Raw genomic sequence first — 24,243 nt, forward strand, 5'->3', positions numbered from 1 at the left:
TCAGACGACGGGAGCCGCCGCGCCCTGCGCTGCGCACCAGCGCAGGGCGCTGACCTCGTGATCGCGCAGCCAGTGCCCGCCGCCCGCGACGATCCGCAGCTCCGCGTGGGGGATCAGCGCGAGCCAGGCCTCTCCGTGCGCGGACGGCACGAGCACGTCCGCTCCGCCGTACACCAGGAGCGTCGGCGCCGTGATCGCCGCGGCGTCGAAGGACCACGCGCGCGCGAACAGGGCGAGATCGTCCTCGATCCAGCCCTCGACGCCCTGCGCCGCCCATTCGTCGGCCTCGACGGACTCCTCATGCTGCACGTCTGCGCGGCCGAGCACCTCGCGGTCGCTCGGGGGCAGGCGCTCGACCCAGTCGCTCAGGGCGTCCGCGCCGTCGCCGAGCGACTCCACGTACGCACGCAGCGCCGTCTCGCCCCGCCGTGCCGCGTCGATCTCCGCGAGTGTCTCCGGCACCATGCCTTTCGACGCATCGAAGCCGAACCCGGACGGGCCGATCCCGACGTCGACGCAGAGCGCCGTCACCCGGTCGGGGAGCAGGGCCGCTGCCGCGACGGCGTGCGGGCCTCCGCCGGAGGTGCCCATGACGGCGAAGCGGTCGGCCCCGCAGGCGTCGGCGATGCGGGCGCTCCAGTCCGCGGCATCCGCGACCGTCCGACCGGGGAGGGTCGGCGAGCCGCCGTAGCCCTGGCGGTCATAGGAGCACAGCCGCACACCCGCCGATGCCGGTCCGCTCCATCCGCCGGGCACGGCGATCGAGCTGCTCGGGGTCCCGTGGTGGAACACCACCAGCGGACCGTGCGGGTCGCCCCACTCGCGCACGCGCAGACTCCCGTGCACGACGGGCATCTCGAACTCGCGGATCCACGGCGCCCCGATCACGAGAACTCCAGGATCTCGCGGGGGAGGGAGGAGAGGAAGCGGGGGCCGTCCTGCTCGAACACGACCGTGTCGACGAGGATCAGGGAGTTCCACGATTCGAAGTTCGTCACGAGCCCCGCCTCGATCACGTCGTCCCTGTCATCCCCGAGAGACCAGCAGAACTCGCCCACCCAGTCCGTCGGAGCGACGGAGAGGCCGAGCTCGTATCCTCCGGCTCCCGACCCGTCGACGCCGCTGTCGGCGAAGTGGCGTCGGAGCGCGTCGAGCAGCACCCGCCAGGGCTCGCCGACCCTGCCGTGCTCGGCGAGGATCTCGTAGGCCTCTGCGGCGACGGCGACCTCCCGCATGTGCTCCGCCGACGGCGCGCCGAACATCAGGGGCCTGGTCGCGCGGGCGTGATAGCCGTCGACGGCCGACGCCATGTCGGGGTGGACGACCGGTCCGGAGCCGAGGCGCGTGTGCCCGCTCAGCCGGTGCAGCGCCGACACGGAGGACCCTGCGGCGACGGTCTCGTGCAGCACGGCGGGCTCGCCCCCAGCGCGCACCATGCCGAGGGAGTAGAGGCCCCAGGCTTCGAGCTCGGTCGTCTCGGGCGTCGCCTCGGAGAGGATCGCGCGGATGCCGGCATCCGCCGCGCGCTGCGCCGCCTCGATCTTCCCGATCTCCGCGGGGCTCTTGAGGCGCCGGACGCCCCGGAACGGCAGGGTCACGTCGACGACCCGGCATCCGAGACCGTCGAGCATCTCGTCGACCACGTCGGCGACGGCAGGACTCGGGATGCAGCTCCACCGCTCCATGCCGACGCGGCTCCCCGCCCACGGCCGCAGCTGCTCGGCGAGGAAGGCGACGTACTCGCCGAGGGTGGACTCCCTGGTCTCGTCCGTCGTGGAGAGGGTGCGGATGTCGTCGAGCACGGTCGTCGTGCGGGCGAGCTCCTCGTGATAGCCGGCCTCGATGAGGAACGGGGCGCCCTCCTCGACGTGGAGGACCACGCACTGCGCCGGGGGCATCGACGTCGACGTGTGCTGGCGGTACCACCGGCTGCGGTAGCCGGTGAGCCACGCCATCGTGTCCGGAGCGGTGAGGACCGCCACGGAGACGTCGGCCGAGGCCATCGCCGCCCGCAGACGTCGCAGGCGATCGGCGTACTCGTCTCGGGTGAAGGGCAGATCTGCGTCGATGCTCATCCGACCATGGTCGCGGGTGGATCATGGCGGTGGAGGCGACATCTGTCGCAGGTTCCGCCGGACATTCCGACGCCTGTCGGATCCTCGGCGCCTCGGGGATCGGATTGACTCTCGACAACCCTGAAGCCGCGCGGCGGCACCACTGCTCCGATGGAGGCGCAATGACCCTCAGCAGCACGACAGACGCCCCACCCGTCGGGCGCACGTTCTTCGGCCTGCCTCGCACCATGTTCCCCGTGGCGGGTTTCGCCGGCTTCGACGCCCTCTCCTTCTACGGGATGCAGACGATCCTCGTCTACTACGTGTACTTCTCCGCGAGCGAGGGGGGCCTGGCTCTCGAGCCGGCCGTCGCGATCGCGATCGTGTCGACGTCGAGCGCCGCGACCTTCCTCGCCACCATCTTCATGGGGTGGCTCGCCGACAACGTGCTCGGCGCGGGGCGAGGACTCCGCTACGGCGCTGTGCTCGCGTTCGCCGGCTACCTGACCCTCGCGATCGTCCCCGGCGCCATCGGGCTCACGATCGGACTCATCGCCATCGCGTTCGGCGCCGCCTCGATGTGGGTGAGCGAGGGCGTGGTGCTGGGCGGCACGCTCGACGCGCACGAGTCGCACCGGGAGGCGGGCTTCACGGTCTACTACCTCGGCAGTGCAGGGGGCGCGCTCATCGGCATCACCCTCAGCGGCGTGCTGCAGTCGGCCGTCGGCTTCCGACTCGGCTTCCTCGCGTCGGCCGTGGCGATCCTGATCGGACTCCTCATCTACCTGCCGTTCCGACGCGGCACCGAGGCGACGGCGCCGCCCGTCCCGGTGGCCGGCGTCCGCGGCTGGGCCCTCGCGTGGCCGATCGCGGCGGTGGCGTTCGCGATCGCGCTGGTGGTGGGCAGTGTCGCGGCAGGGTTCAACCCCGCGACGATCGTCGGCCTCGGGGCCCTCGTCCTCGCGGTCGGAGCGCTGGTGAAGCTGCTCTCGCGCCGCGATCTCACCCGCGAGCAGAAGGGCCGGGTCATCCGCTACCTCCCGTTCTTCGTCGCGACCGGCGTGTTCGCCATGCTCTACCAGCAGCTCTACACGACCGTGGCGATCCACTCCGAGGCCAGCACGGACCGCGTCGTGTTCGGCGTGGAGCTGCCGCCGTCCACGGTGCTCGGCATCGCTCCCCTCTGCACGATCCTCGTGGCGCCGATCCTCGCCGCGGTGTGGGGTCGGCTCGGCGATCGCCAGCCCTCCCTCGCCGTGAAGTTCGCGGTCGCGTTCGCCGGATGCGCCATCGGCATGGGGTGGCTCGCCGTCGCCTCGGGAGCCGGAGGGCTCACGCCGATCATCGTCCTCGTCTTCATCGTGTTCGTCTTCGGCGCCTCCGACGTCGTGGTCTCCCCCTCCGGCCTGTCCCTCGCGACGGCCGTCGCACCCCCGGGGTTCGAGACCAGGATGCTCTCGGTGCACTACCTCGCGGTCGCCATGGGGATCGCCGCGGCCGGCGTGACCGGCGAGGGGTTCGTGCCGGGCGAGAACGAGACCGGCTACTTCGCCGCGTTCGCGATCGTGGGCGCCGCCGTCGCCGTCGCGATGATCGTCGTGCGCATCGGCTTCGGCCGAAGACTCGTCGCGGTCGAGGGTGTGGAGGTCGTCCGATGAGCGCGGCGACGGACATCAGGGTGATCCGCGCCGGAGCGGTCGCCGACGTGCTCGCCGGAGAGGTGCTCGCCGACCACGCGATCGTGCTGGACGGCGAGAGGATCGCCGCGGTCGAGCCCTGGTCGCCCTCCCGGCACGGCGGCGAGCACGTGCTCGACCTCAGCGACCACCTGGTCGCTCCGGGGATGATCGACCTGCACACCCATCTGATCGGCGAGCTGGAGCGCGGCAGCTACAGCCCGTACCTCACCGGCTCCCCCGCGCGCGATGCGCTGCTGGGGGTGCGCCACGCCAGGGCGACGCTGCGCGCGGGCTTCACGACCGTCCGCGACGTGGGCAGCTTCCGCGCCTTCGTCGACTGCGATCTGCGCGACGCGATCGACTCCGGGATCTGCGAGGGGCCCCGCATGGTCTGCGCGGGCGCCTACGTCACGTGCAGCTCCGGCGGCGGCGAGATCACGGACCTCGCCCTCGACATCCCGCTGCCCACGTCCTTCCGCTTCGGCGTCGCCGACTCCGTCGACGAGGTGCGCTCGGCCGTGCGCCGCATCGCCCATCGGGGCGCCGATGTGATCAAGATCATCGCGACCGGTGCGGTGTACGCCTCGGGCACGGTGCCCGGTGCGCCCGAGTACACCGAGGAGGAGCTGCGCGCCTGCGTCGACGAGGCGGCGCTGTACGGCCTCTACGTCGCTGCTCACGCGCACGGGGAGGAGGGTGCGCTGCGCGCCATCCGCGCCGGCGCCCGCACGATCGAGCACGGGACCATGCTCGGCGACACGGCGATGTCGGCGATGATCGAGCACGGCACCTACTACGTGCCGACCACCTACCTGCTGAACTGGGTGGAGGAGCACGCCGAGCGCGAGGAGCATCCGATCGGCGTGCGCGAGAAGACCGCGAGCGTCGGGACGTCGGCACGGGCCGCCGTGCGCCTCGCGGTCGAGGCCGGGGTGCGCATCGCCTACGGCACGGATGCCATCGTCTTCCCGCACGGGCGCAACGCCGGTCAGCTGCCGGAGTTCGTGGAGGCGGGCATGACGCCCATGCAGGCGCTGCAGTCGGCGACGAGCGTCGCGGCGGAGTGCCTCGGACGCTCTGCGGACGTCGGCGCGGTCGCCCCTGGACGCTTCGCCGATCTGGTGGCGGTCCCCGGCGCTCACCTCGACGAGATCGGGCGCTTCACCGACGTCGCCGCCGTGCTCAAGGGCGGGCGGATCGTCGAGTGACGGCGGCGTCGAGCGCGGCGTAGGATCGGAGTCGTCCCGCCGGTCGGGGAGCGGAGGTGCGATGTTCGACGCCGTTCAGGAGACCGTCGATCGGCTGGCGATGGCGCTGCAGCGGTCGGTGGTGCTGGAGGATGCCGAGTGGACCCTGCTCGCCAGCAGCGCGCACTTCGACGATCTCGATCCCGCCAGACTGCACACCCTCACCGCACGTCGTCCCGCGCCGGCGCTGGTGGTCGAGATGAGGGCGTGGCGCCTGCACGCGCAGCTCGTCCCGCGGGTGCTCGGCGTCGAGCCGCAGCTCGGGATGGAGCACGAGCGGCTGGTGATCACCGTGCGCTCCCGCTACGAGGTGCTCGGGTTCCTCTGGATCACCCTCACCCGGCCGCTCACCCCGAGCGAGGCGTTCCTCGTGCTGGAGACCGCCGACACGCTGCGGGCGCTCCTGGTCAGCGTCTCGCAGTCGATCGCGGCGGTCAACGCCGAGGTCGAATCGGAGATGCTCGGCCTCCTCGCCCCCGATGAGCCGAGCCGTCGGAGGGCGGCGGACGAGCTCCTCGATCTGGGCATGTTCACCCGTTCGCGCCACTTCGTCGCGCTCTGCCTGTCCCTGAGCGCCGAGTGGTCTCCCTGGGACGGCCCTCCGTCGAGGGAGGTGATCTCGCGGGCGCTGCTCCGGGCGATCACGACCCCCATGATCGACGCGTACAGCTTCGTGCCGACGTCGCCCGAGGCGCTGATCCTCCTCGGCTTCCGGAACGAGCCGACTCGTGAGGCGATGGAGAACGTCGTGGCGGCCATCATCAGGGAGACGGATGCGGCCGACGTGAGCGAGCCGCTCCAGGGGGTCCTGGGGGTGGGTTCCCCGGTGGGCGAGCTCTCGCTGAGCTGGGAGTCGTACGAGCAGGCTCTGGTCGCCGTGCGCGTCGCGCGATCGCGCGAGAGCAGGTCCGCGTCGTGGACCGCCGATCCGGTCGCCGCGTCGATCGTCACGCTCCTCGCGGCTGAGCCGCCTGCCCACCTGCTCCCCGAGCCGCTGCGCCGTCTCGCCGACGCGCCCCCCGACGTCCTCGCCCTGTTCGAGGCGTACGTCGCGCACGGCGCCAGGGCCGCCGATCTGGCCGATCGGCTGGGCGTGCACCGCGCGACCGTGTACTACCGGCTCGCGCGCGCGGCGGAGTCGATCGGCGTGGATCTCGAGAGCGACGACGCGCGCTTCATCATCGGCGCCTGGGTGCGTCAGCGCCGTGTCACGAGCGCGGCCGGGGGCGCCCCCGGTTCGGGAGACGGACGCGCCTAGGCACCCCCCCGTCCGAAAGATAGGGAAGGTGCCCGATGCCGGGGTCCCGCCTCAGAGCGGAGTGTAGGCATACACCCACAGAGGAGAACCCCCATGTACGAGCACCCGTACCTCAGCCAGCAGATCACCCGGTTCGAGCAGGAGCAGATGGAGCGCTCCGCCGAGCGCGCGCGGTTCATCGCCGAGCACGCCGATCAGATCGTCGCCCGCCCGCAGGGCGTGATCCGGCGGATGCTGGGTCGTCTCGCCGCGGGTTCGCGCACGCGTGCGCAGCGCCCGTCGCCGACGACCTGCGAGCCGGTCGCCGCACGGTGACGATCGTTCTGCCGACAGCAGCCCCGGATGTCCGACGGGAGTGGCACGATGAGTCCATGCCCCCTCTCGCTCCGAGCGTTCCGATGGTCGGCCGCGACGCCGATCTCGCGCACGTGCGCCTGCTCTTCGAGCGCGCGAGCGGCGGGGTGCCGACCGCCCTCCTCGTCGAGGGTGAGGCGGGCATCGGCAAGTCCCGGCTGCTGCGCGAGTTCGCCGACGAGATCGAGAACCGGGCCGACATCCACGTCGGCTGGTGTCTCGATCTCGGCACCGCGCGCTCTCCGTACGGTCCGCTCACCGGCATCCTGCGCTCGATCGTGCAGACGGTCGGCGTCGAGCGGGTGCGCGAGGTCGTCGGGGCCGGCGCCGACGCGCTGGGCATGCTGCTGCCCGAGCTCGCCTCCACGTCCGACGACAGGGCGAGCACGAGCCCCGAGCGGCTGCGCGACGCGATCGCGAGCATCATCGAGTGCGCGTCCGAACGCGCTCCGCAGGTTCTCGTCGTCGAAGACCTGCACTGGGCCGATGAATCCACCCTCGCGATCCTCTCCTTCCTGCTGCGCGCCCTCGGGCGGGGGCGCATCCTCCTCCTGCTGACCTGCCGCTCCGACGATGTGCGCCGCGGCGACGCGGTGAGCCGCTTCATCGGCGAGGCCACCAGGGCGCGACTCCTCGAGCGCGTCTCCCTGGAGCGCCTCGACATCGACGCCGTGCGGGAGATCGCCGAGCAGATCACCGGCCATGCCCTGAGCGCGCTGGCTCTCGACCGCATCCAGGAGCGGGCCGAGGGGGTGCCGTTCTTCGTGGAGGAGATCGCCGGATGCTCGAAGGGCCCTCTCCCCGACGGGCTGCGCGATCTGCTGCTCGCGAGGTTCGACCGCCTCTCCGACGACGCCCGCCGCGTGGTCCAGGTGGCGTCCGGCGCCGAGCGTCCGCTGTCCCATCCGCTGCTGGTCGAGCTCGCCACCGTGCCCGACGACCGGCTCGACGAGGCCGTGCGGGAGGCGACGCGCAGCGGCATCCTCGTGGTCGCAGACGACGACTACCGCTTCCGTCACGCGCTGCTGCGAGAGGCCGTGCACGACGACCTCCTCCCCGGTGAGCGCGCGCGGCTGCATCGGGCGTACGCCGAGACGCTGGAGGCGCAGTGCGACGGCAGCGACAGCGCCGATGCCGCGGCCCTCGCGTACCACTGGCAGCTCGCGCAAGACGACCGAAGGGCGCTGATCGCCGCCGTCGACGCCATGCGCCATGCGAAGGCCCGGTTCGCCTTCGCGAGTGCGGCGCGGTTCGGCGAGCTGGCGCTCGGCCTGTGGGCGCAGGTTCCGGATGCCGCGGAGGCCGCGCACATCGATCGGCTCGACCTGCTGCTGGTGCTGGGGTCGATCCTGCGCAACGCCGGAGACGGCGAACGCGCGCTCGCCGTCGTGAACGTGGCTCTCGGCGAGCTCGATCCGGCCGTCGTCGATCCTCGTCTGCACGCGCGGCTGCTGCGCGACAAGGCGTACTACACGATGAACCTCGGGCGGCCAGGCGCGATCGCGCTGCTGCACGAATCCCTGGCGGTGCTCGACGGGAGGGTCGACGACGACCGACTGCGCGCGACGATCCTCAACAACCTCGCGAGCAGGTACATGATCGCCGGCGACCTCGACCGCGGGTACGCGCTCGGCGTCGAGGCCGGGGAGTTCGCGGCCCGCGCGGGGTCCGATGACGAGGCCTCGATCGCCGCGAACGTGCGTGCGGCCTCCTCGGCCCACGGCGGAGACCTCGACGTCGGCGCCCGCGAGTACGAGCTCGCCCGCACCCTCGCCAAAGGCTCGACCGCCGAGCTGCGCTACCGCGTGAACTACTCCGATCTGCTGACGCTGCTCGGCCGGTACCGCGAGGCCGTCGCGCTCGCGGAAGAGGGGCTGGCGCGGTCGCGCACCTTCGGCGTCGAGCGCACCTCCGGCTCGGTGATGACGCAGAACATGGCCGTGCCGCTGCTCGAGCTCGGCGAGATCGAGCGCGTAGAGGAGATGCTCCGCCGCGAGCTCTCGCAGAACACGCTGCGGGTGTTCCGCATGTACACCACGATGACGCGCGTGCGGGTGCTGTCGTGGCGCGGGCGGCACGAGGAGGCTGCCGAGCTGCTGAACGAGTCGTTGTCCGCGTTCCAGGAGACGGGGACCGTCGAGCGGCAGATCTGGTACGACATCACCGTCATGACGGTCGCGGTCGCCGAGAGCAGGGGCGATCTCCCCGGCGCGCTCGATGCGATCCTCGCGATGCTCCGCGACGACGGCCCCGTGCTGCTGCACCAGCGGCGCCTCATGCTGCAGTCGGGATGGATCATCGCCGAGCTGCGGGCACAGGGCGTCGACGTGACCGCCGCCGTCGCCGCCGTGCGCGCGGCCTGGGATGCGCAGGGCGAGCAGCTCAGGGGCGACTCCTGGTCTGCTCTCCTCGACGCGCTGCTCGCGCCGAGCACGTCCGGTCTCCGCGCGGCGATCGCACTCGCCGACGGCGACGACGTGCCGGTCGTGTTCCGCGCGGTCACCCGACTCGCGCTCGCACGCCTGCTCGTCTCCGCGGGCGACCGCGTCGAAGCCGCCGCCCTTCTGGGCAGGGCGGCCGAGATCGCCGAGGAGCTCGGTCACGTGCAGCTGCAGTCCTCCGTCGCGGCCTTCGCTGCGGCCGCGGGGCTCGGCACGAGTGCGGCGTCGGATGCCGATGCGCTGACCGCGCGAGAGCACCAGGTGCTCGACCTGATCGCCGAGGGGCTCAGCAACAGGCAGATCGGCGAGCGGCTCTTCATCAGCGTCAAGACGGTGAGCGTGCACGTGTCGGCGGTGCTGCGCAAGCTCGGCGTGAGCACGCGCACGGAGGCCGCCGTGGTGGCTCAGCGCTCACTCGCCGCGGGTGATCTCGTCAGCCGCTGACGTCGGGCCGGCGCGAGTTCCCGATCAGCGCTCAAGCTCTGTGACCCCTTTCGGGGGTCACAGGCCGGTGTGGCGCCCGAGGCGTCGCGTCCTCGCCGGTAGCGTGCTCACGTGAAGAGAGTCGCCCCCGTCCTGGTGGCAGTGCTCCTGGCTGCGGCATCCCTCGTCGGCTGCGCGGCCGGAGCGTCCCCCGATCCCCAGGAGAAGAAGGACGTCGTGCGCGTCCCGCAGGACGCGTCGCTGACGGATGCCGGCGCGCTCGTCGCCGACGGCGGCATCATCCTGATCGCCCCCGGCACCTACACCGAGAGCCTGGACGTGCGCGGCGACGACGTGACCGTGCGGGGCGAGGACCGCAATGCGGTGATCCTCGACGGCGAGCTCACCCGCAGCAACGGCGTCGTCGGCACGGGGGAGCGGATCACGGTCGAGAACCTCACCGTCCGCAACTTCCTGCAGAACGGCGTTCTCATCACGGGTGTCACCGACGATAACGGCGCGGGCATCGCGCGGGGCCCCGACGGCTACCTCCCCGATCAGAGCCCGCCGCCGGTGCCCGGCTACCTGGTGCAGCGGGTCACGGCGAACAACAACGGCCTGTACGGCATCTACGCCTTCAACCGCACCGACGGGGTGATCCGCGAGAACCTCGCCAGCGGCGGCTCGGACTCGGGCATCTACGTGGGTCAGTGCGAGCAGTGCGCAGCGCTCGTGCAGGACAACGTCATCACGATGAACGCCGCGGGGCTCGAGCTCGCCAACGCGTCGGGCGTCGTCATCACCGGCAACAGGATCGTGCGCAACCGCATCGGCATCAGCGTGCTCAGCAACTACCTCGAGGCGCACGGGCCGACCGCGGGCGTGCAGATCGTCGGCAACGTGATCGCCGACAACAACGAGGCGCAGACGCCGGAGCAGGCGGGCGGCGCGTTCGGCGTCGGTGTCGGACTCGGCGGGACGGTGGATGCCGTCGTCACGGCGAACCTCATCACGGGGCACAGCGCGGCCGGGGTGTGGGTGACGTCGTCGGAGGACTTCGCCCCCACCGGCACCTCTCTCGCGGGTGACGTCTTCGCGGGGAACGCTCTCGACGTCGCCTTCGCGCCGAACGAGCGGGCCGCGGGCTCGGACAACTGCTTCACCCTGGACGCCTCCGCGACGACCGTTCCCGCGGGGCTGAGCGGATGCGCGACGGCTCCGGGCTCGTTCACGCAGGCGCCGGGGCCGGCGGGAATCATGTTCTCGAAGGTCGCCCTGCCGCCCCAGCGCCCCGGACTCGACGACGTCGACGACACGCCCCGCACGCTGCCGCGCACGGTCGAGATGCCCGATCTCAGCGCCGTGTCCGTGCCATCGGCCGATCTTCTGGCGGAGTCGGGGTCGTGAGACGGATGCTCGCCGCCGTCGCGGCGGTCGCGGCATCCGTGCTGCTCCTGACCGGGTGCCAGGTCGGGTTGTCCGACGAGGGCGAGCCGCTGACGGTCGCACAGTCGGAGCTGCTCGCGCAGACGCGGTTCCAGGTCGCGAGCCGGGGAGATGTCGTGCTGCACATCAGCATGCTCGCGGATGACGACGTGGATCACCGCGAGTACGAGGTCACCCTCGATCCGGTGGCCCACGCCGCGTGGGGTGTCATGCTCCGCGGGCCCTCGTCACTGGCCGTGGAGGAGACCGTGGCGTTCTCGCCCACGGCGTTCCTGCGGCAGGTCGACGGACAGTGGCAGAGCGAGGCCGCCCTCGACTCCGCGCTGTCGGTGGTCTTCGCGCTCGCCGCCGACCGGCCCGAGAACGCGCAGCTGCTGCGGCAGTCCGATGCGCGTCACCTCGGCGAGGTCGAGGTGGACGGCGAGCAGCAGCAGGTGTTCCGGCTGCCGAGCGTCGACGGCGGGGGCGAGGCGGTGACGAGGCTCTGGCTCGACGGCGACGGACGGCTGCGTCGGATGGATGCCGGAGACGACGAGCGCCTCGTGATCCTCCTCACCGACGACGCGCCGCTTCCGCGACCGGCCGGGCTGGAGCTCGGGGACGCAGATGGCTGACGAGGGAACGGGGCCCACCCGCCGCGGGTTCTTCGTCGGGGCCGCCGTCGCCGCAGGGACCGCGGTCGCCGCGGGCGCGACCGGCTGGCTGCTGCGCGGGGTCGACGGAGACGCATCGACCGCGGAGGGAGCCCCGACGGCATCCGCATCGCCGGCGCCGGACGCCGACCGGCGCCCCGGCATCACCTTCCCCGACGTGCCGCAACGGCACCTCGCGCTGCGCGTCCTCGCCCTCGACGGGGTGGAGTCGGCCGCTCTCCCCGCGCTGGTCGCCGCCGCGTCGCGCGTCGAGTCCCCGCCGGATGCCGGCGAGGTGACGGTGACCGTGGGCTACGCCCCGGCGCACGCGCTCACGCTGTGGCCGGAGCGCGCCGCCGCGGCATCCGAGCTCCCCGCGTTCGCGCACGACGATCCCGCCATCGTGACGGGAGGAGACCTCGCGGTGCAGGTGTGCGCCGAGACGGCATCCGGAGCGCGGGATGCCGCGGACGCGGTGGTCGCGGCTCTCGGCGCGAGGATCGTGTGGCAGCAGGCGGGCTACCGCGACGCCCCCACCCCGCACGGCACGGCGCGGACCTCGACCGGCTTCATCGACGGGATCGTCAACCCGCGCACGGCAGAGCTGCGCGAGGCCGGGGTCTGGACGGATGCCGTCCACCGCGACACGCACCTGGTGGTCCGCCGCATGCTCATCTCCGCGTCGTTCACCGCGCAGCCCGTGGCTGCGCAGGAGCAGGCCGTCGGGCGCTCGCGCGACACCGGCGCCCCGCTGTCGGGCGGCGGCCCCGACGACGAGGTCGACCTGTTCGCGAAGACCGCGGACGGGAGGCTGCTCACCCCGGCGGCGAGTCACGCGCGCCGTGCGCACCCGTCGCACATCGGACGCCCGTTGATGCTGCGCCGCAGCTACAGCTTCGACCCGCCGAGCGGGGCGGGTCTGGTGTTCATCGCCTTCCTGTCCGACCCGCAGACCTTCGTGATGACGCAGCGCCGGATGGACGAGATGGACGACCTGATGGCGGCCACGACCACGGACGCCTCGGGCTGCTTCTTCGTCCCGGGGGAATGAACGAGCAGACTGTCAGCCGGGCGTGGTACGGTGACGGAGCGCGCGCGGTGGATGTTCCGCCGCGGCGCAGACTGCGAAAGCGGTCATTTCAACAGAAAGTAGAAACACATGGCCACTGGCACTGTGAAATGGTTCAACGCGGAGAAGGGCTTCGGCTTCATCGCTCCTGATGACGGCTCGGACGACCTCTTCGCCCACTACTCGGCTATCGCCGGCTCCGGTTTCAAGGAGCTCCGCGAGAACCAGAAGGTCGAATTCGACGCTGAGCGTGGCCCCAAGGGCATGCAGGCGGCGAACATCCGCGCTCTCTGAGCGCGCGCTGACTTCCTGAACCGGCCGGACCCTCACGGGTCCGGCCGGTTTCTGCGTTACGGGGGAGTTAGGGTGACCTAAACGTTTGTGTTAGGTTAGGCCAGGCTTACCAAAGCCTTCCGGCGCGAACAGCGCCACGCCCCCTCACCCGAACCGAAGGGAACGCCTGTGCGCACCTCCCGTCTCCTCGCCCTCGGCGCCGCCGCCGCGCTCGCCCTGAGCCTCACCGCCTGTGCGGGATCCACCACTACCGGAGGCGCGCCCACGTCTTCCGCCGACTCCTCGGGAGTCGTCGCCGACGGCACGTTCCCCGTGACCATCGCCCACGCCTACGGCGAGACCACGATCGAGAAGCAGCCCGAGCGGGTCGCCACGGTCGCCTGGTCCAACCAGGAGGTCCCGCTCGCCCTCGGCATCGTGCCCGTCGGCATGGCCAAGGTGACCTGGGGTGACGACGACGGCGACGGCGTGCTGCCCTGGGTCGAGGACAAGCTCGACGAGCTCGGCGCCGACACCCCCGTGCTGTTCGACGAGACCGACGGCATCGACTACGAGGCCGTCGCCGACACCAAGCCCGACGTGATCCTCGCCGCATACTCCGGTCTGACGCAGGAGCAGTACGACACGCTCTCCAAGATCGCGCCCGTCGTCGCCTACCCCGACGTCGCGTGGGGCACCTCGATCGACGACATGATCCGTCTCGACGCGAAGGCCATCGGCCTCTCCACGTCGGGCGAGAAGCTGATCGGCGATCTGAAGGCCGAGGCGGATGCCGCGCTCGAGGCGCACAGCGTGCTCAAGGACAAGAAGCTGCTGTTCTCCTACATCGACGCGTCCGACCTCAGCCAGATCGGCTTCTACAACGCCGTCGACACGCGCCCCGGCTACCTGCACGACAACCTCGGACTGCCGTACCCCTCGATCGTCGAGGAGAGCGCCGACAGCACCGAGTTCTACCAGACGGTGAGCTCGGAGGAGGCGGAGAAGTTCCAGGACGTCGACGTCTTCGTCGTCTACGGCGACGAGTCGATCATCCCCGTGCTCCAGGCCGACCCGCTGCTGTCGAAGATCCCCGCCATCGCCGAAGGGCGCATCGCCGTGCTCGGCGACGCGACGCCGCTCGCGGCATCCGCCAACCCGTCGCCGTTGTCGATCCCGTGGGGTCTCGACGACTACCTCGCCGTGCTGGCGAAGCCGCTCGCCGCGAGCTGACATCGGGTCCGCGCCGGCGGAACGACCTCATCGTGAGCTCCACCATCACCACCGCGACCAGCGGGAGACCGGGCGCCGCAGACCTGCGGCGCCCGGTCGTGGTGCGCACCGCCTGGCTCCTCGCCGGCGTCGCACTCATCGTCGTGCTCGGCATCCTCTCCGTGTCCTTCGGGGTGCGCGAGGTCGGCCTGTCCGACATCCTCGCCGCGCTCTCCGGGCACGATGAGACGATCTCGCAGGCCGCCATCGTCAAGCGCGTCCCGCGCACCGTGCTGGCGATCCTCGTCGGCGCCGCCCTCGCTCTCTCGGGCGCGGCGATGCAGGCCGTGACCCGCAACCCGGTCGCCGACCCCGGCATCCTCGGCGTCACCAACGGCGCCGCTCTCGCTGTGGTCGTGGGCCTCGCGTTCTTCGGTCTCACCGAGCCGTACGGGCAGATGGCCCTCGCCATCGTCGGCGCGGCGGCGGCCGCCGCCTTCGTCTACACGGTCGGCTCACTCGGCCGCGGCGGAGCGACGCCGCTCAAGCTCGCTCTCGCGGGCGCCGCCACCTCGGCGGCGTTCGCCTCGCTCATCAGCGCGATCATGCTGCCCCGCGTCGATCTGCTCCCGGCGTTCCAGTCCTGGCAGGTCGGCGGCGTCGGCGGCGCCGAGTGGCCGCGCATCGCGATCACCGCTCCCGTGCTCGCGGCGGGCGCGCTGATCTGCATCGCCAGCGCGCGGGGCATGAACTCCCTCGCCCTCGGCGACGACATGGCCGCCGGTCTCGGCGAGCACGTGTTCCGCACGCGACTCGTCTCGGCGCTCGGTGCGGTGATCCTCGCGGGCGCGGCGACGGCGATCGCGGGTCCGATCGGTTTCGTCGGCCTCATCGTGCCCCATGCGTGTCGGATGCTCATCGGCACCGACCACCGCTGGCTCCTGCCCTTCTCGGCTCTCACCGGCTCCGCGCTCCTGCTCGCGAGCGATGTCATCGGCCGCGTGATCGCCCCCTCGTCCGAGGAGATCCAGGTCGGCATCATCACCGCCGTCATCGGCGCCCCCTTCTTCATCTGGATCGTCCGCCGCCAGAAGGTGCGTGAACTGTGACCGCCACCGAGACCGCGGTGCTCGCCGCGACCGACCGTGCCGCCGCCGTGATCGCGGGGCGCCGCTCCCGCCACCGCAGGCACGCGCGCACGACGATCGCGCTGGGCGCCCTGGTGTTCGCGCTGCTGGCCGTCGCGCTCATGGTGGGCAACACCTTCTACGGTCCGAGCGAGGTCGTGCGCGTCGTCCTCGGGCAGACGGTCCCCGGCGCCTCGTTCACCGTCGGCGAGCTGCGGCTGCCGCGCTCGGTGCTCGCGGTGCTCGCCGGGTTCGCGTTCGGCATCGCCGGGGTCTGCTTCCAGACCCTCCTGCGCAACCCGCTCGCCTCCCCCGACATCATCGGCATCGCCGACGGTGCGGGAGCCGCTGCGGTCATCGGCATCGTGGTGCTCTCGCTGAGCGGGCCGGCGGTCTCGCTGCTCGCGCTCGGCGGGGCGCTGCTCACCGCCGGGGCGATCTACCTGCTGTCGATCAAGGGCGGCTTCGCGGGCACCCGGCTGATCCTCATCGGGATCGGCGTCGCGGCCATGCTGCAGAGCGTGATCTCGTATCTGCTGTCGCGGGCGGCGCAGTGGGACATCCAGACGGCGATGCAGTGGCTCACGGGCAGCCTGAACAACGCCTCCTGGGAGCGCGTCATCCCCCTCGCGATCGCCTCCGCGGTGATCCTGCCGCTCATGCTCCTGCAGGGCAGGGCGATGGGCGCGATGCAGCTGGGCGACGACTCGGCCGCGGGGCTCGGCGTGCGCGTGACCCCCACCCGTCTGCTGTTCATCCTCGGCGCGGTCGCGCTGCTCGCCTTCGCCACCGCGGCCACGGGGCCGATCGCCTTCGTGGCGTTCATGGCGGGTCCCATCGCCGCCCGCCTCACCGGGCCCGGTGCGAACCTGCTCCTGCCGAGCGCGTTCGTCGGCGCCGTGCTGGTGCTCGGCGGCGACCTGATCGGCCAGTTCGCCTTCGGGGAGCGCTACCCGGTCGGCGTCATCACCGGCGTGCTCGGCGCTCCGTACCTGATCTACCTGCTCATCCGCACCAACCGCTCGGGAGGCTCCCTGTGACCGAGGCGCACACCCTGTCGGCGGAGGCCGTGACCCTCGCCTACGGAGACCGCACCATCATCGACGGGCTCGATCTGCAGATCGCCCCCGGCAGGATCACCACGATCGTCGGGGCGAACGGATGCGGCAAGTCGACGCTGCTGCGCGCGCTGGCGCGCCTGCTCTCGCCGACCTCGGGGCAGATCGTGCTCGACGGCACGTCCCTGCACGCGCGGCCGACCAAGGAGGTCGCACGGGTCCTCGGGCTGCTGCCGCAGTCGCCCGTCGCTCCGGAGGGGATCGCCGTGGCCGACCTCGTCGGACGCGGCCGGCATCCGCACCAGAGGATGCTGTCGCGCTGGACCGCGCACGACTACGAGGTGGTCGCCGACGCCCTCGCCGCGACCGGAACGACCGAGCTCGCCGACCGCAGCGTCGACGAGCTCTCCGGCGGGCAGCGCCAGCGCGTGTGGATCGCGATGGCTCTCGCGCAGGAGACCGACATCCTGCTGCTCGACGAGCCGACCACCTTCCTCGACGTCGCCCATCAGGTCGAGGTGCTCGATCTGCTCACCGACCTCAGCGTCTCGCGCGGCACCACGATCGTGATGGTGCTGCACGACCTCAACCTCGCCGCCCGCTACGCCGACGAGCTCGTCGCCATGAAGGACGGCCGCGTGCACGCCGTCGGCACCCCGCACGAGGTCGTCACCGCCGAGCTGGTCCGCGAGGTCTTCGGGCTCGCCAACCACGTCACCATCGACCCGGTGTCGGGGACACCGCTCGTCACACCCATCGGGAGGCATCATGTCCGCTGAGACCACCACCGCTGCAGAGACCAAGGCCCGTCCGACCTACGCGCTCGCCCTGACCGAGGTGCGCGCGGTCGACCGGGTGTCGCCGAACTTCGTGCGGATCACCTTCGGCGGCGAGGATCTCGACGAGTTCGGCACGCCCGGCGACGTCTTCGACGCGCGGATCAAGATCATCTTCCCGCCCGCGCCGCATGCGATCCCGGCGATCGACCGCGACTCCGACGACTGGTGGGGCTCCTACCTCGCCGTGCCGGAGGAGGAGCGCGGATCGATGCGCACCTACTCCGTGCGCGAGCTGAGGGTGACGGATGCCGGCACCGAGGTGGTCGTCGACTTCGTGCTGCATCTCGAGCCCGGCCTCACCGGCCCCGCGTCGACGTGGGCGAGCTCCGCCGAGGTCGGCCAGCCGGTGTTCATCGTCGGGCCGCGTCGCGGCATCCCCGCGAGCGTGCACGGCGGGGCGGAGTTCGCGCCGGGCACCGCGAGGTCGGTGCTGCTGGCCGGAGACGAGACCGCGGCGCCGGCGATCGCCCGCATCCTGGAGGACGCCCCGCGCGAGCTCCGCGGCACCGCGTTCATCGAGGTGCCGACGGCATCCGACATCCTCTCGATCGATGCGCCCTCGGGCGTCGAGGTCACCTGGCTGCCCCGGGCCGAGGGCGAGCTGCACGGATCGGCGCTGATGCCCGCGGTCCTCACCCATCTCGGCGACGCCCCGTCGGCCCTCGAGGTGCAGGACATCGACGGCGAGGATCTCCTGTGGGAGACCCCCGACTACTCCGGCCTCGGCGAGGAGATCGCCGCGGCCGATGCGCCGGCCGATCGCTACTTCTGGATCGCGGGCGAGAGCGGCGTCGTCACCACGCTGCGCCGGCACCTGGTGAAGGACCTCGGCGTCGACCGCGGGCAGGTGGCCTTCATGGGCTACTGGCGCCGCGGCGTCGCGATGCGCGGCTGAGCCGCCCTCCTCCGCTCCGGTCGCACACCCGGTCGTCGATCCGCGAAGGACGGGACCGGGCGTGCAACCTGGGGAATGCCGCGACGGGGGCGCCGTCGCGGCATCCGATCACTTCGCGAGGAAGTCCTTCAGAGCGGCGTTGACCTCGTCGGCGTGGGTCCAGAGCAGCCCGTGCGGGGCGCCCTCGACCTCGACGTAGTCGGCCGCGGGCACGGCCTCGTGGAAGCGACGGGCGGTCGCGTCGATGGGGAGGATGTTGTCCTTCGTGCCGTGCAGGATCAGCGTGGGCTTCCCGGCCGCGCGCACGGCGTCGACGTCTCCGCGGAAGTCCTCGATCCACGCCGGGACCACGGCGTAGGCGGCGACGGGGGCGCTGCCGACGGCGACGTTCCAGCTGCCGGTGACGGCCTGCTCGCTGATGCGCGATCCGAGGTTCTCGTCGAGGTTGTAGAAGTTCTTGTAGAAGTCGGTGAACCACGCGAAGCGGTCGCCCTTGGCGGCGGCTTCGATGCCGTCGAAGACCTCCTGCGGGACGCCCTCGGGGTTGTCGTCGCGCTGCACGAGGAAGGGCTCGAGCGAGGCGAGGAAGGCGAGCTTCGCGACGCGCTCGTGGCCGTAGCGCGCCACGTAGCGGGCGAGCTCTCCGGTGCCCATCGAGAAGCCGACGAGCACGACGTCGCGCAGATCGAGGGTCTCGAGGACCGTGTTGAGGTCGGCGGCGAAGGTGTCGTAGTCGTAGCCGGAGTTCACCTTCGAGGACTGGCCGAAGCCGCGGCGGTCGTAGGTGATCACCCGGTAGCCCTGGGCGAGGAGCTCGCGGGTCTGGCGCTCCCAGCTGTGGCCGTCGAGCGGGTAGCCGTGGATCAGCACGACCGGCTGGCCTGCTCCCTGGTCTTCGTAGTACAGCTCGATCGGGGTGCTGTTCTCTTGTCCGACGGTGATGTAACCCATGATCGTGTCCTTTCGATTCGGTGAGAACGATCGTTCTCGCTCGATGTGCTCCAATCTAGAGAACGATCGTTCTCATGTCAAGTACACTGGGGGCATGACCGAAGACGACGCCCGCGAGCGCATCCTCTCCGCTGCCGAGGAGCTCTACTACCGCAAGGGCTACGCGGCGGTCGGCATGGACGAGCTCCGCGCTGCCGCCGGCGTGTCGCTGCGGCGGCTGTACGCCCTGTTCCCCGCGAAGAACGACATCGTCGCCGCGGTGCTGCAGCGCAAGCACCGCGAGTGGGAGTCGTCGCTGGCGGCGGCGGTGGCGGATGCCGGCACGGATCCGCGTGCCCGGCTGCTCGCGGTCTACGGCTACCTGGAGGACTGGTTCTGCACCGGCGACTTCCGCGGCTGCGCCTTCATCAACGCGTTCGGCGAGCTCGGCGGCACCAACCCCGAGGTCGCGACGATCGTTCGCGAGCACAAGGCCTCGTTCCAGGCGTACATGACGGGCCTCGTCGTCGAGGCGGGCGCCCCGGCATCCCTCGCCGCGCAGCTCTCGATCCTCGCCGAGGGCGCCCAGAGCACCGCGGCGATCTCCGCCGATCCGCAGGTCGCCGTGCAGGCGCGCGGAGCAGCCGAGGTCCTCATCGACGCCGCGATGGCGTAGCGCCTTCGGAAACCTCACATACGAAGTCGGCTAGCGTTGACGATCGTGCAAGGCGTCTATGAGCAGGTTCAGGTTCCGGTGCTGCCGGTGGTCATCCCCCTCGGCATCGTGATCTTCGGGCTGCTGCTGTGGCGCCTCGTGGCGAAGCGGCTGCTCTCCGTTCCGCGGGCGCTGGTGGCCGCCGCCCTGGCCGTGTACGCCGCCGGCATCGTCGGGAACACGGTCTTCCCGATCTTCGTGAACCCCATCATCGGCCCGGATGACTGGACCCCCGGACTCGCGCTCATCCCCTTCGCCGACTACGAGATCGAGGACGCGCTGATCAACGTGGCGGTGTTCGTGCCGCTCGGGATGCTCGTCCCGCTGCTTCTCGCGAAGCCGACGTGGGGGAAGGTGCTCCTGGCGGTGGTCGGCACGAGCCTCGGCATCGAGCTGATCCAGCTGGCGGCGCAGAAGTACTTCGCCGGAGGGCACATCGCCGACGTCAACGACCTGCTCTCCAACGTCGCCGGCGGGATGCTCGGCTACCTGCTGCTGCTCGGCCTGTATCGCGTTCCCGGGCTCTCCGGTGTCATCGAACGCTTCCACTGGGCTCCCGCTGCGGCGCCGGCATCCGCGGCATAGGTTCTCCCCGCCCGGACGCACTGTCCGGTGCGCCGGTGCTCCGGTGCCCCGGGTCCGCCGAGGGGCCGCCCGGGATCCGGCGGATGGCTCGAGATCCGGATGCCGTCGGCCCGAGCATCCGGATGTCGGTCGTTCTTCCGGATCTGGGGCGTAGGGGAGACGCAGCGTTGCCCTCCCGCGGCCCGGCACCTTTGGACCGCTCGAACCGCCGCAGGTCGCGCCCGGTGTCCGGTGGATGGTTCGAGATCCGGATGCCGTCGGCCGCAGCATCCGGATGTCGGTCGATTCTCCGGATGTCGGGCGCACGGGAGACGCGGCGCTGCCTCCCGTGGCCCGGCATCTTTTGGACCGCTCGACTCGCTGCAGGTCGCGCCCGGTGTCCGGTGGATGGCTCGAGATCCGGATGCTGTCGGCCGCAGCATCCGGGTGTCGGTCGATTCTCCGGATCTCGGGTGCAGGGGAGACGCGGCGTTGCCCTCTCGCGGCCCGGCATCTTTTGGACCGCTCGACCCGCCGTAGGTCGCGCCCGGTGTCCGGCGGATGGCTCGAGATGCGGATGCCGTCGGCCTCAGCATCCGGATGTCGGGCGATTCTCCGGATCTCGGGTGCAGGGGAGACGCGGCGCTGCCCTCTCGCGGCCCGGCATCTTTTGGAGCGCTCGACCCGCTGCAGGCCGCCCGGTATCCGGCGGATGGCTCGAGATGCGGATGCCGTCGGCTTGAGCATCCGGATCTCGGGCGATCTTCCGGATCTCGGGCGCACGATGAGGCCGCTTCAGACGAGAAACGGCCTCAGAGCACGAGCCGGTAGCCCATCCCGGACTCGGTGAGCAGGTGCTCCGGCGCACCGGGGGAGGCCTCGAGCTTCTTGCGCAGCTGTGACATGTAGAGCCGCAGGTACCCGGAGTCGGAGACCTGCTCGCTGCCCCAGATCTCCTTCAGCAGGTCCTGCCGCGTGACCAGGGCGCCGGGATGCCGTGACAGGTGCTCCAGCATCCGCCACTCCGTCGGGGTCAGGTGCACCCGCGCACCGGCGCGCGTGACCGTCTTGGTGGCCAGGTCGACGACGACGTCGCCGAAGCCGACGGTCGACTCGCCGCCCGCGGGCACGCTGCGGCGGGAGAGCGCCCGCAGCCGCGCGAGCAGCTCGTCGACCTGGAACGGCTTGGTGACGAAGTCGTCGGCTCCGGCGTCGAGCGCCTCGACCTTGTCGGCCGAGCCGGTGCGCCCGGAGACGACGATGATCGGCACGTTCGTCCAGCCGCGCAGCGCCTGGATCACCTCGATGCCGTCGAGCCGCGGCATCCCGAGGTCGAGCATGATGAGGTCGGGGTGGGTCTGGGCGGCGGCGGCGATGGCCGCGGCCCCGTCGGGGGCGACGACGACCTCGTATCCGTGGGCGGCGAGGGTGATCCGCAGCGCCCGCACCATCTGCGGGTCGTCGTCGGCGATGAGAAGCTTCATTCCGTCTCCGGCTCGGGGAGTCCTGCGGCCAGCGGCAGGGAGATGACCATCGTGAGTCCGCCTCCAGGGGTGTCCTCGGGTGTCAGGCTACCGCCCATGCCCTCGGTGAACCCGCGCGACAGGGCGAGACCGAGGCCGAGGCCGGTCGTGTTGTCCGTGTCGCCGAAGCGCTGGAAGGGCTGGAACATGCGGTCGCGGCGCTCGACGGGCACGCCGTCTCCGCGGTCGATGACCCTGATCTCCGCGCGGTCGCCGAGGGCGCTGGTGGAGATGATCACCCTGGTGTCGTCGGGCGAGTGGCGGCGGGCGTTGGCGAGCACGTTCACGATCACGCGCTGGAGCAGCACGGGGTCGGCGTACAGCGCGGGAAGGTCGGGGTCGAGGGTGAGCTCGACATCTGCCGGCCCCAGGCCCAGCTCGTCGACCGCGGCGAGGACGGTGCCGGCGGCATCCATCCGCGTGGCCGACACGGCGAGCACCCCCGCCTGCACGCGGCTCACATCGAGCAGGTCGGTCACGAGGGTCGACAGCGTGGCGAGGCTCTCGTCGGCCGTGGCGAGCAGCTCGTCGCGGTCGGATGCCGACAGCTCGTGCGCCCCGCGGAGCCCGCCGATCGCCGCGACCGCCGAGGCGAGCGGACGGCGCAGGTCGTGGCTGACCGCGGAGAGCAGGGCGCTGCGCACCTGATCGGTCTCGACCAGCGCCTCGGCCTCACGGGCGGTCGCGCGCAGGTCGGTGTGCTCCATCGCCGCCGACAGCTGCGCGACGATGGCGTCGAGCAGTCGCCGCTCCGGGCCGTCGAGCGGAGCGCCGTTGAGTTCCAGGAGGGCCCGCGGCGCTCCCGTGACGGTCAGCCCGACGGGTACGGTCGTCGCCCGGCCGTCGGCCACGGGTTCGCCGTCGCTGGCCAGCAACTCGCCCTCCGGCGACAGCAATCGCACGCCGCTCAGCCCGAACGCCTCGCGCGTGCGACTGACCAGGGCGAGCACGGCGTTGTCTCCGCGGAGCACGTTGCCGGCGACCGCGGCCAGCAGCTCGGCTTCGGCGGCGGCGCGCTGGGCCGTGCGTGCTCGGCGGGCGGCCTGGTCGACGATGAGGCTGACCAGGATCGCGATGACGACGTACAGGCTGAGCGCGAGGGCATGCAGCGGGTGGGCGATCGTGATGGTGAACAGCGGCGCGACGAAGAGGAAGTCCAGCGTGATCCCGGAGAGCACGGCGGCGAACACCGCCGGACGCAGACCGCCGACCAGCGAGACGACGACCACGAGCAGCTGGTAGGCGAGCACCTCGGCGGTGATCGACTCCGGGCTGCGGAAGGTGAACATCACCCAGGAGAGCAGCGGGCCGAAGACGAGGGCGGTGGCGAAGCCCAGGGCCTCTCGGCGCCAGCCGAGCGCTCCGCCCTTGAGCCGGGGCAGCACGACCCGTCCGCCGGCGGCGGCGTGGGTCACGATGTGCACGTCGATGTCGCCGGAGCGGCGGATGATCTCCGAGCCGATGCCCGGTCCCGTGAGGGCGGCGGTGAGGCGGCTGCGCCGGCTGACGCCGATGACCAGCTGCGTGGCGTCCGCCCCCTGCGCGAACTCGACGAGCGTGCCGGGGATGTCGTCGCCGATGATCTGGTGGAAGCTGCCGCCGAGCGACTCGACGAGCGACCGCTGGGCGGCGAGGGCGCCGGGGGTCTCGTCGCGGAGTCCGTCCTGGGCGGTGACGTGCACGGCGAGCAGCTCGCCTCCGGCCGAACGTGCGGCGATGCGCGCGCCGCGGCGCAGCAGGGTCTCGCCCTCGGGGCCGCCGGTGAGCGCGACGACGACGCGCTCGCGGGCCTGCCAGGTGCCCTCGATGCCCTGTTCGGCGCGGTAGGTGCGCAGGGCGCTGTCGACCTCGTCGGCGAGCCACAGCAGCGCGAGCTCGCGGAGTGCCGTGAGGTTGCCGAGCCGGAAGTAGTTCGACAGGGCCGCGTCGATCCGCTCGGCGGGGTAGACGAGGCCCGCGGAGAGCCGGTCCCGCAGCGACTGCGGCGCGAGGTCGACGACCTCGATCTCGTCGGCGCCGCGGACCACGGCATCCGGCAGTGTCTCCTGCTGGGCGATGCCCGTGATCTTCTCGACGACCGCGTTGAGCGACTCGATGTGCTGCACGTTGACGGTGGTGATGACGTCGATGCCGGCGTCGAGCAGCGCATCCACGTCCTGCCAGCGCTTCGGATGAGCGGAGCCGGGGATGTTCGTGTGGGCGAGCTCGTCGACGAGGGCGATCTCGGGCGACCTCTCGAGCACCGCCTCCAGGTCGAGCTCGGTGAGCTCGACGCCGCGGTGCACTGCCGTGCGCCGGGGGATCTCGGGGAGGCCGATCGTCTGCGCCAGGGTGGCCGCCCTGCCGTGGGTCTCGACGACCGCGATCACGACGTCGCGGCCCTCCTGCAGCAGGCGCCGGCCCTCGGCGAGCATCTCGAAGGTCTTGCCGACTCCTGGCGCGGCGCCGAGCAGCACGCGAAGACGACCGCGGCGGGGCATCCGCTCGCGGTCCGTCCGCTCTGG

21 protein-coding genes are annotated in these 24,243 nt (G+C 71.7%); 16 read left to right on the forward strand and 5 right to left on the reverse strand.

Going from position 1 to position 24,243, the window contains the following annotated elements; translation table 11 throughout:
* Together CQ047_RS04850 and CQ047_RS04855 are read right to left on the reverse strand one after the other, a co-directional pair.
* Positions 1 to 888 (reverse strand): alpha/beta fold hydrolase, encoded by an 888-nt coding sequence (locus tag CQ047_RS04850; protein WP_105673158.1) that lies wholly within the window; start codon positions 886 to 888, stop codon positions 1 to 3.
* On the reverse strand, positions 885 to 2,075 hold the full coding sequence (locus CQ047_RS04855; RefSeq protein WP_105673159.1) for a Xaa-Pro peptidase family protein: 1,191 nt from the start codon (positions 2,073 to 2,075) through the stop codon (positions 885 to 887). The genes CQ047_RS04850 and CQ047_RS04855 overlap by 4 nt, the downstream gene beginning before the upstream one ends.
* Before the next feature lie 161 nt (positions 2,076 to 2,236).
* On the opposite strand from CQ047_RS04855, the gene CQ047_RS04860 reads away from it, so the two are divergent.
* From CQ047_RS04860 to CQ047_RS04920, 14 genes are all read left to right on the forward strand, one after another.
* Complete coding sequence (locus tag CQ047_RS04860; RefSeq protein ID WP_181155833.1) at positions 2,237 to 3,712, forward strand: peptide MFS transporter; 1,476 nt, start codon at positions 2,237 to 2,239, stop codon at positions 3,710 to 3,712.
* Positions 3,709 to 4,941 carry an amidohydrolase family protein gene (locus tag CQ047_RS04865; RefSeq protein WP_105673161.1) on the forward strand — a complete coding sequence of 411 codons (1,233 nt, stop codon included), beginning with the start codon at positions 3,709 to 3,711 and terminating at the stop codon, positions 4,939 to 4,941. The genes CQ047_RS04860 and CQ047_RS04865 overlap by 4 nt, the downstream gene beginning before the upstream one ends.
* 61 nt (positions 4,942 to 5,002) lie before the next feature.
* Positions 5,003 to 6,238 carry a CdaR family transcriptional regulator gene (locus CQ047_RS04870; RefSeq protein WP_105673162.1) on the forward strand — a complete coding sequence of 412 codons (1,236 nt, stop codon included), beginning with the start codon at positions 5,003 to 5,005 and terminating at the stop codon, positions 6,236 to 6,238.
* Positions 6,239 to 6,331: 93 nt separating this feature from the next.
* Positions 6,332 to 6,553, forward strand: coding sequence for a hypothetical protein (locus tag CQ047_RS18800; RefSeq protein WP_181155834.1), 222 nt, complete (start codon positions 6,332 to 6,334; stop codon positions 6,551 to 6,553).
* Positions 6,554 to 6,609: 56 nt separating this feature from the next.
* Entirely contained in the window at positions 6,610 to 9,477 is a 2,868-nt protein-coding gene (locus CQ047_RS04875; protein ID WP_181155835.1) for a LuxR family transcriptional regulator, read from the forward strand.
* A 111-nt stretch (positions 9,478 to 9,588) separates the two neighbouring features.
* The gene (locus tag CQ047_RS04880) at positions 9,589 to 10,863 is read left to right on the forward strand and encodes a right-handed parallel beta-helix repeat-containing protein (protein WP_105673164.1); all 1,275 of its coding nucleotides are present in this window, start codon (positions 9,589 to 9,591) and stop codon (positions 10,861 to 10,863) included.
* Positions 10,860 to 11,516: a hypothetical protein gene (locus CQ047_RS04885; RefSeq protein ID WP_146114269.1), complete on the forward strand. Its 657-nt coding sequence runs from the start codon at positions 10,860 to 10,862 to the stop codon at positions 11,514 to 11,516. Before CQ047_RS04880 ends, CQ047_RS04885 begins: the two co-directional genes overlap by 4 nt.
* Positions 11,509 to 12,585, forward strand: a complete 1,077-nt coding sequence (locus CQ047_RS04890) for a Dyp-type peroxidase (RefSeq protein WP_105673166.1) — start codon at positions 11,509 to 11,511, stop codon at positions 12,583 to 12,585. The genes CQ047_RS04885 and CQ047_RS04890 overlap by 8 nt, the downstream gene beginning before the upstream one ends.
* Positions 12,586 to 12,693: 108 nt before the next feature.
* Positions 12,694 to 12,897 carry a cold-shock protein gene (locus tag CQ047_RS04895; RefSeq protein ID WP_017831237.1) on the forward strand — a complete coding sequence of 68 codons (204 nt, stop codon included), beginning with the start codon at positions 12,694 to 12,696 and terminating at the stop codon, positions 12,895 to 12,897.
* Positions 12,898 to 13,065: 168 nt separating this feature from the next.
* Positions 13,066 to 14,109: an iron-siderophore ABC transporter substrate-binding protein gene (locus tag CQ047_RS04900; protein WP_105673167.1), complete on the forward strand. Its 1,044-nt coding sequence runs from the start codon at positions 13,066 to 13,068 to the stop codon at positions 14,107 to 14,109.
* Positions 14,110 to 14,141: 32 nt separating this feature from the next.
* Positions 14,142 to 15,197, forward strand: coding sequence for an iron ABC transporter permease (locus tag CQ047_RS04905; protein ID WP_223587273.1), 1,056 nt, complete (start codon positions 14,142 to 14,144; stop codon positions 15,195 to 15,197).
* Positions 15,194 to 16,255: an iron chelate uptake ABC transporter family permease subunit gene (locus tag CQ047_RS04910; RefSeq protein WP_219844590.1), complete on the forward strand. Its 1,062-nt coding sequence runs from the start codon at positions 15,194 to 15,196 to the stop codon at positions 16,253 to 16,255. The genes CQ047_RS04905 and CQ047_RS04910 overlap by 4 nt, the downstream gene beginning before the upstream one ends.
* Positions 16,252 to 17,052 carry an ABC transporter ATP-binding protein gene (locus CQ047_RS04915; protein ID WP_105673168.1) on the forward strand — a complete coding sequence of 267 codons (801 nt, stop codon included), beginning with the start codon at positions 16,252 to 16,254 and terminating at the stop codon, positions 17,050 to 17,052. Before CQ047_RS04910 ends, CQ047_RS04915 begins: the two co-directional genes overlap by 4 nt.
* Positions 17,042 to 18,007 (forward strand): siderophore-interacting protein, encoded by a 966-nt coding sequence (locus CQ047_RS04920; RefSeq protein ID WP_105673169.1) that lies wholly within the window; start codon positions 17,042 to 17,044, stop codon positions 18,005 to 18,007. The genes CQ047_RS04915 and CQ047_RS04920 overlap by 11 nt, the downstream gene beginning before the upstream one ends.
* A 108-nt stretch (positions 18,008 to 18,115) precedes the next feature.
* Here the strand turns inward: CQ047_RS04920 and CQ047_RS04925 are convergent, their stop codons facing one another.
* Positions 18,116 to 18,958 (reverse strand): alpha/beta fold hydrolase, encoded by an 843-nt coding sequence (locus CQ047_RS04925; RefSeq protein WP_105673170.1) that lies wholly within the window; start codon positions 18,956 to 18,958, stop codon positions 18,116 to 18,118.
* Positions 18,959 to 19,052: 94 nt separating this feature from the next.
* On the opposite strand from CQ047_RS04925, the gene CQ047_RS04930 reads away from it, so the two are divergent.
* Both CQ047_RS04930 and CQ047_RS04935 read left to right on the forward strand, forming a co-directional pair.
* A complete protein-coding gene (locus tag CQ047_RS04930; RefSeq protein ID WP_105673171.1) occupies positions 19,053 to 19,613 on the forward strand; it encodes a TetR/AcrR family transcriptional regulator in 561 nt (186 codons plus the stop codon).
* Positions 19,614 to 19,658: 45 nt separating this feature from the next.
* Positions 19,659 to 20,237 carry a VanZ family protein gene (locus CQ047_RS04935; RefSeq protein WP_223587269.1) on the forward strand — a complete coding sequence of 193 codons (579 nt, stop codon included), beginning with the start codon at positions 19,659 to 19,661 and terminating at the stop codon, positions 20,235 to 20,237.
* A 791-nt stretch (positions 20,238 to 21,028) separates the two neighbouring features.
* Here CQ047_RS04935 and CQ047_RS04940 read toward each other — a convergent pair.
* Entirely contained in the window at positions 21,029 to 21,700 is a 672-nt protein-coding gene (locus tag CQ047_RS04940) for a response regulator (protein ID WP_105673172.1), read from the reverse strand.
* Positions 21,697 to 24,219: an ATP-binding protein gene (locus CQ047_RS04945; RefSeq protein WP_105673242.1), complete on the reverse strand. Its 2,523-nt coding sequence runs from the start codon at positions 24,217 to 24,219 to the stop codon at positions 21,697 to 21,699. Before CQ047_RS04945 ends, CQ047_RS04940 begins: the two co-directional genes overlap by 4 nt.
* Positions 24,220 to 24,243: the final 24 nt, after the last annotated feature.

Origin of the sequence: Microbacterium sp. MYb72 (assembly GCF_002979415.1) — a bacterium.
GTDB lineage: Bacteria > Actinomycetota > Actinomycetes > Actinomycetales > Microbacteriaceae > Microbacterium > Microbacterium natoriense.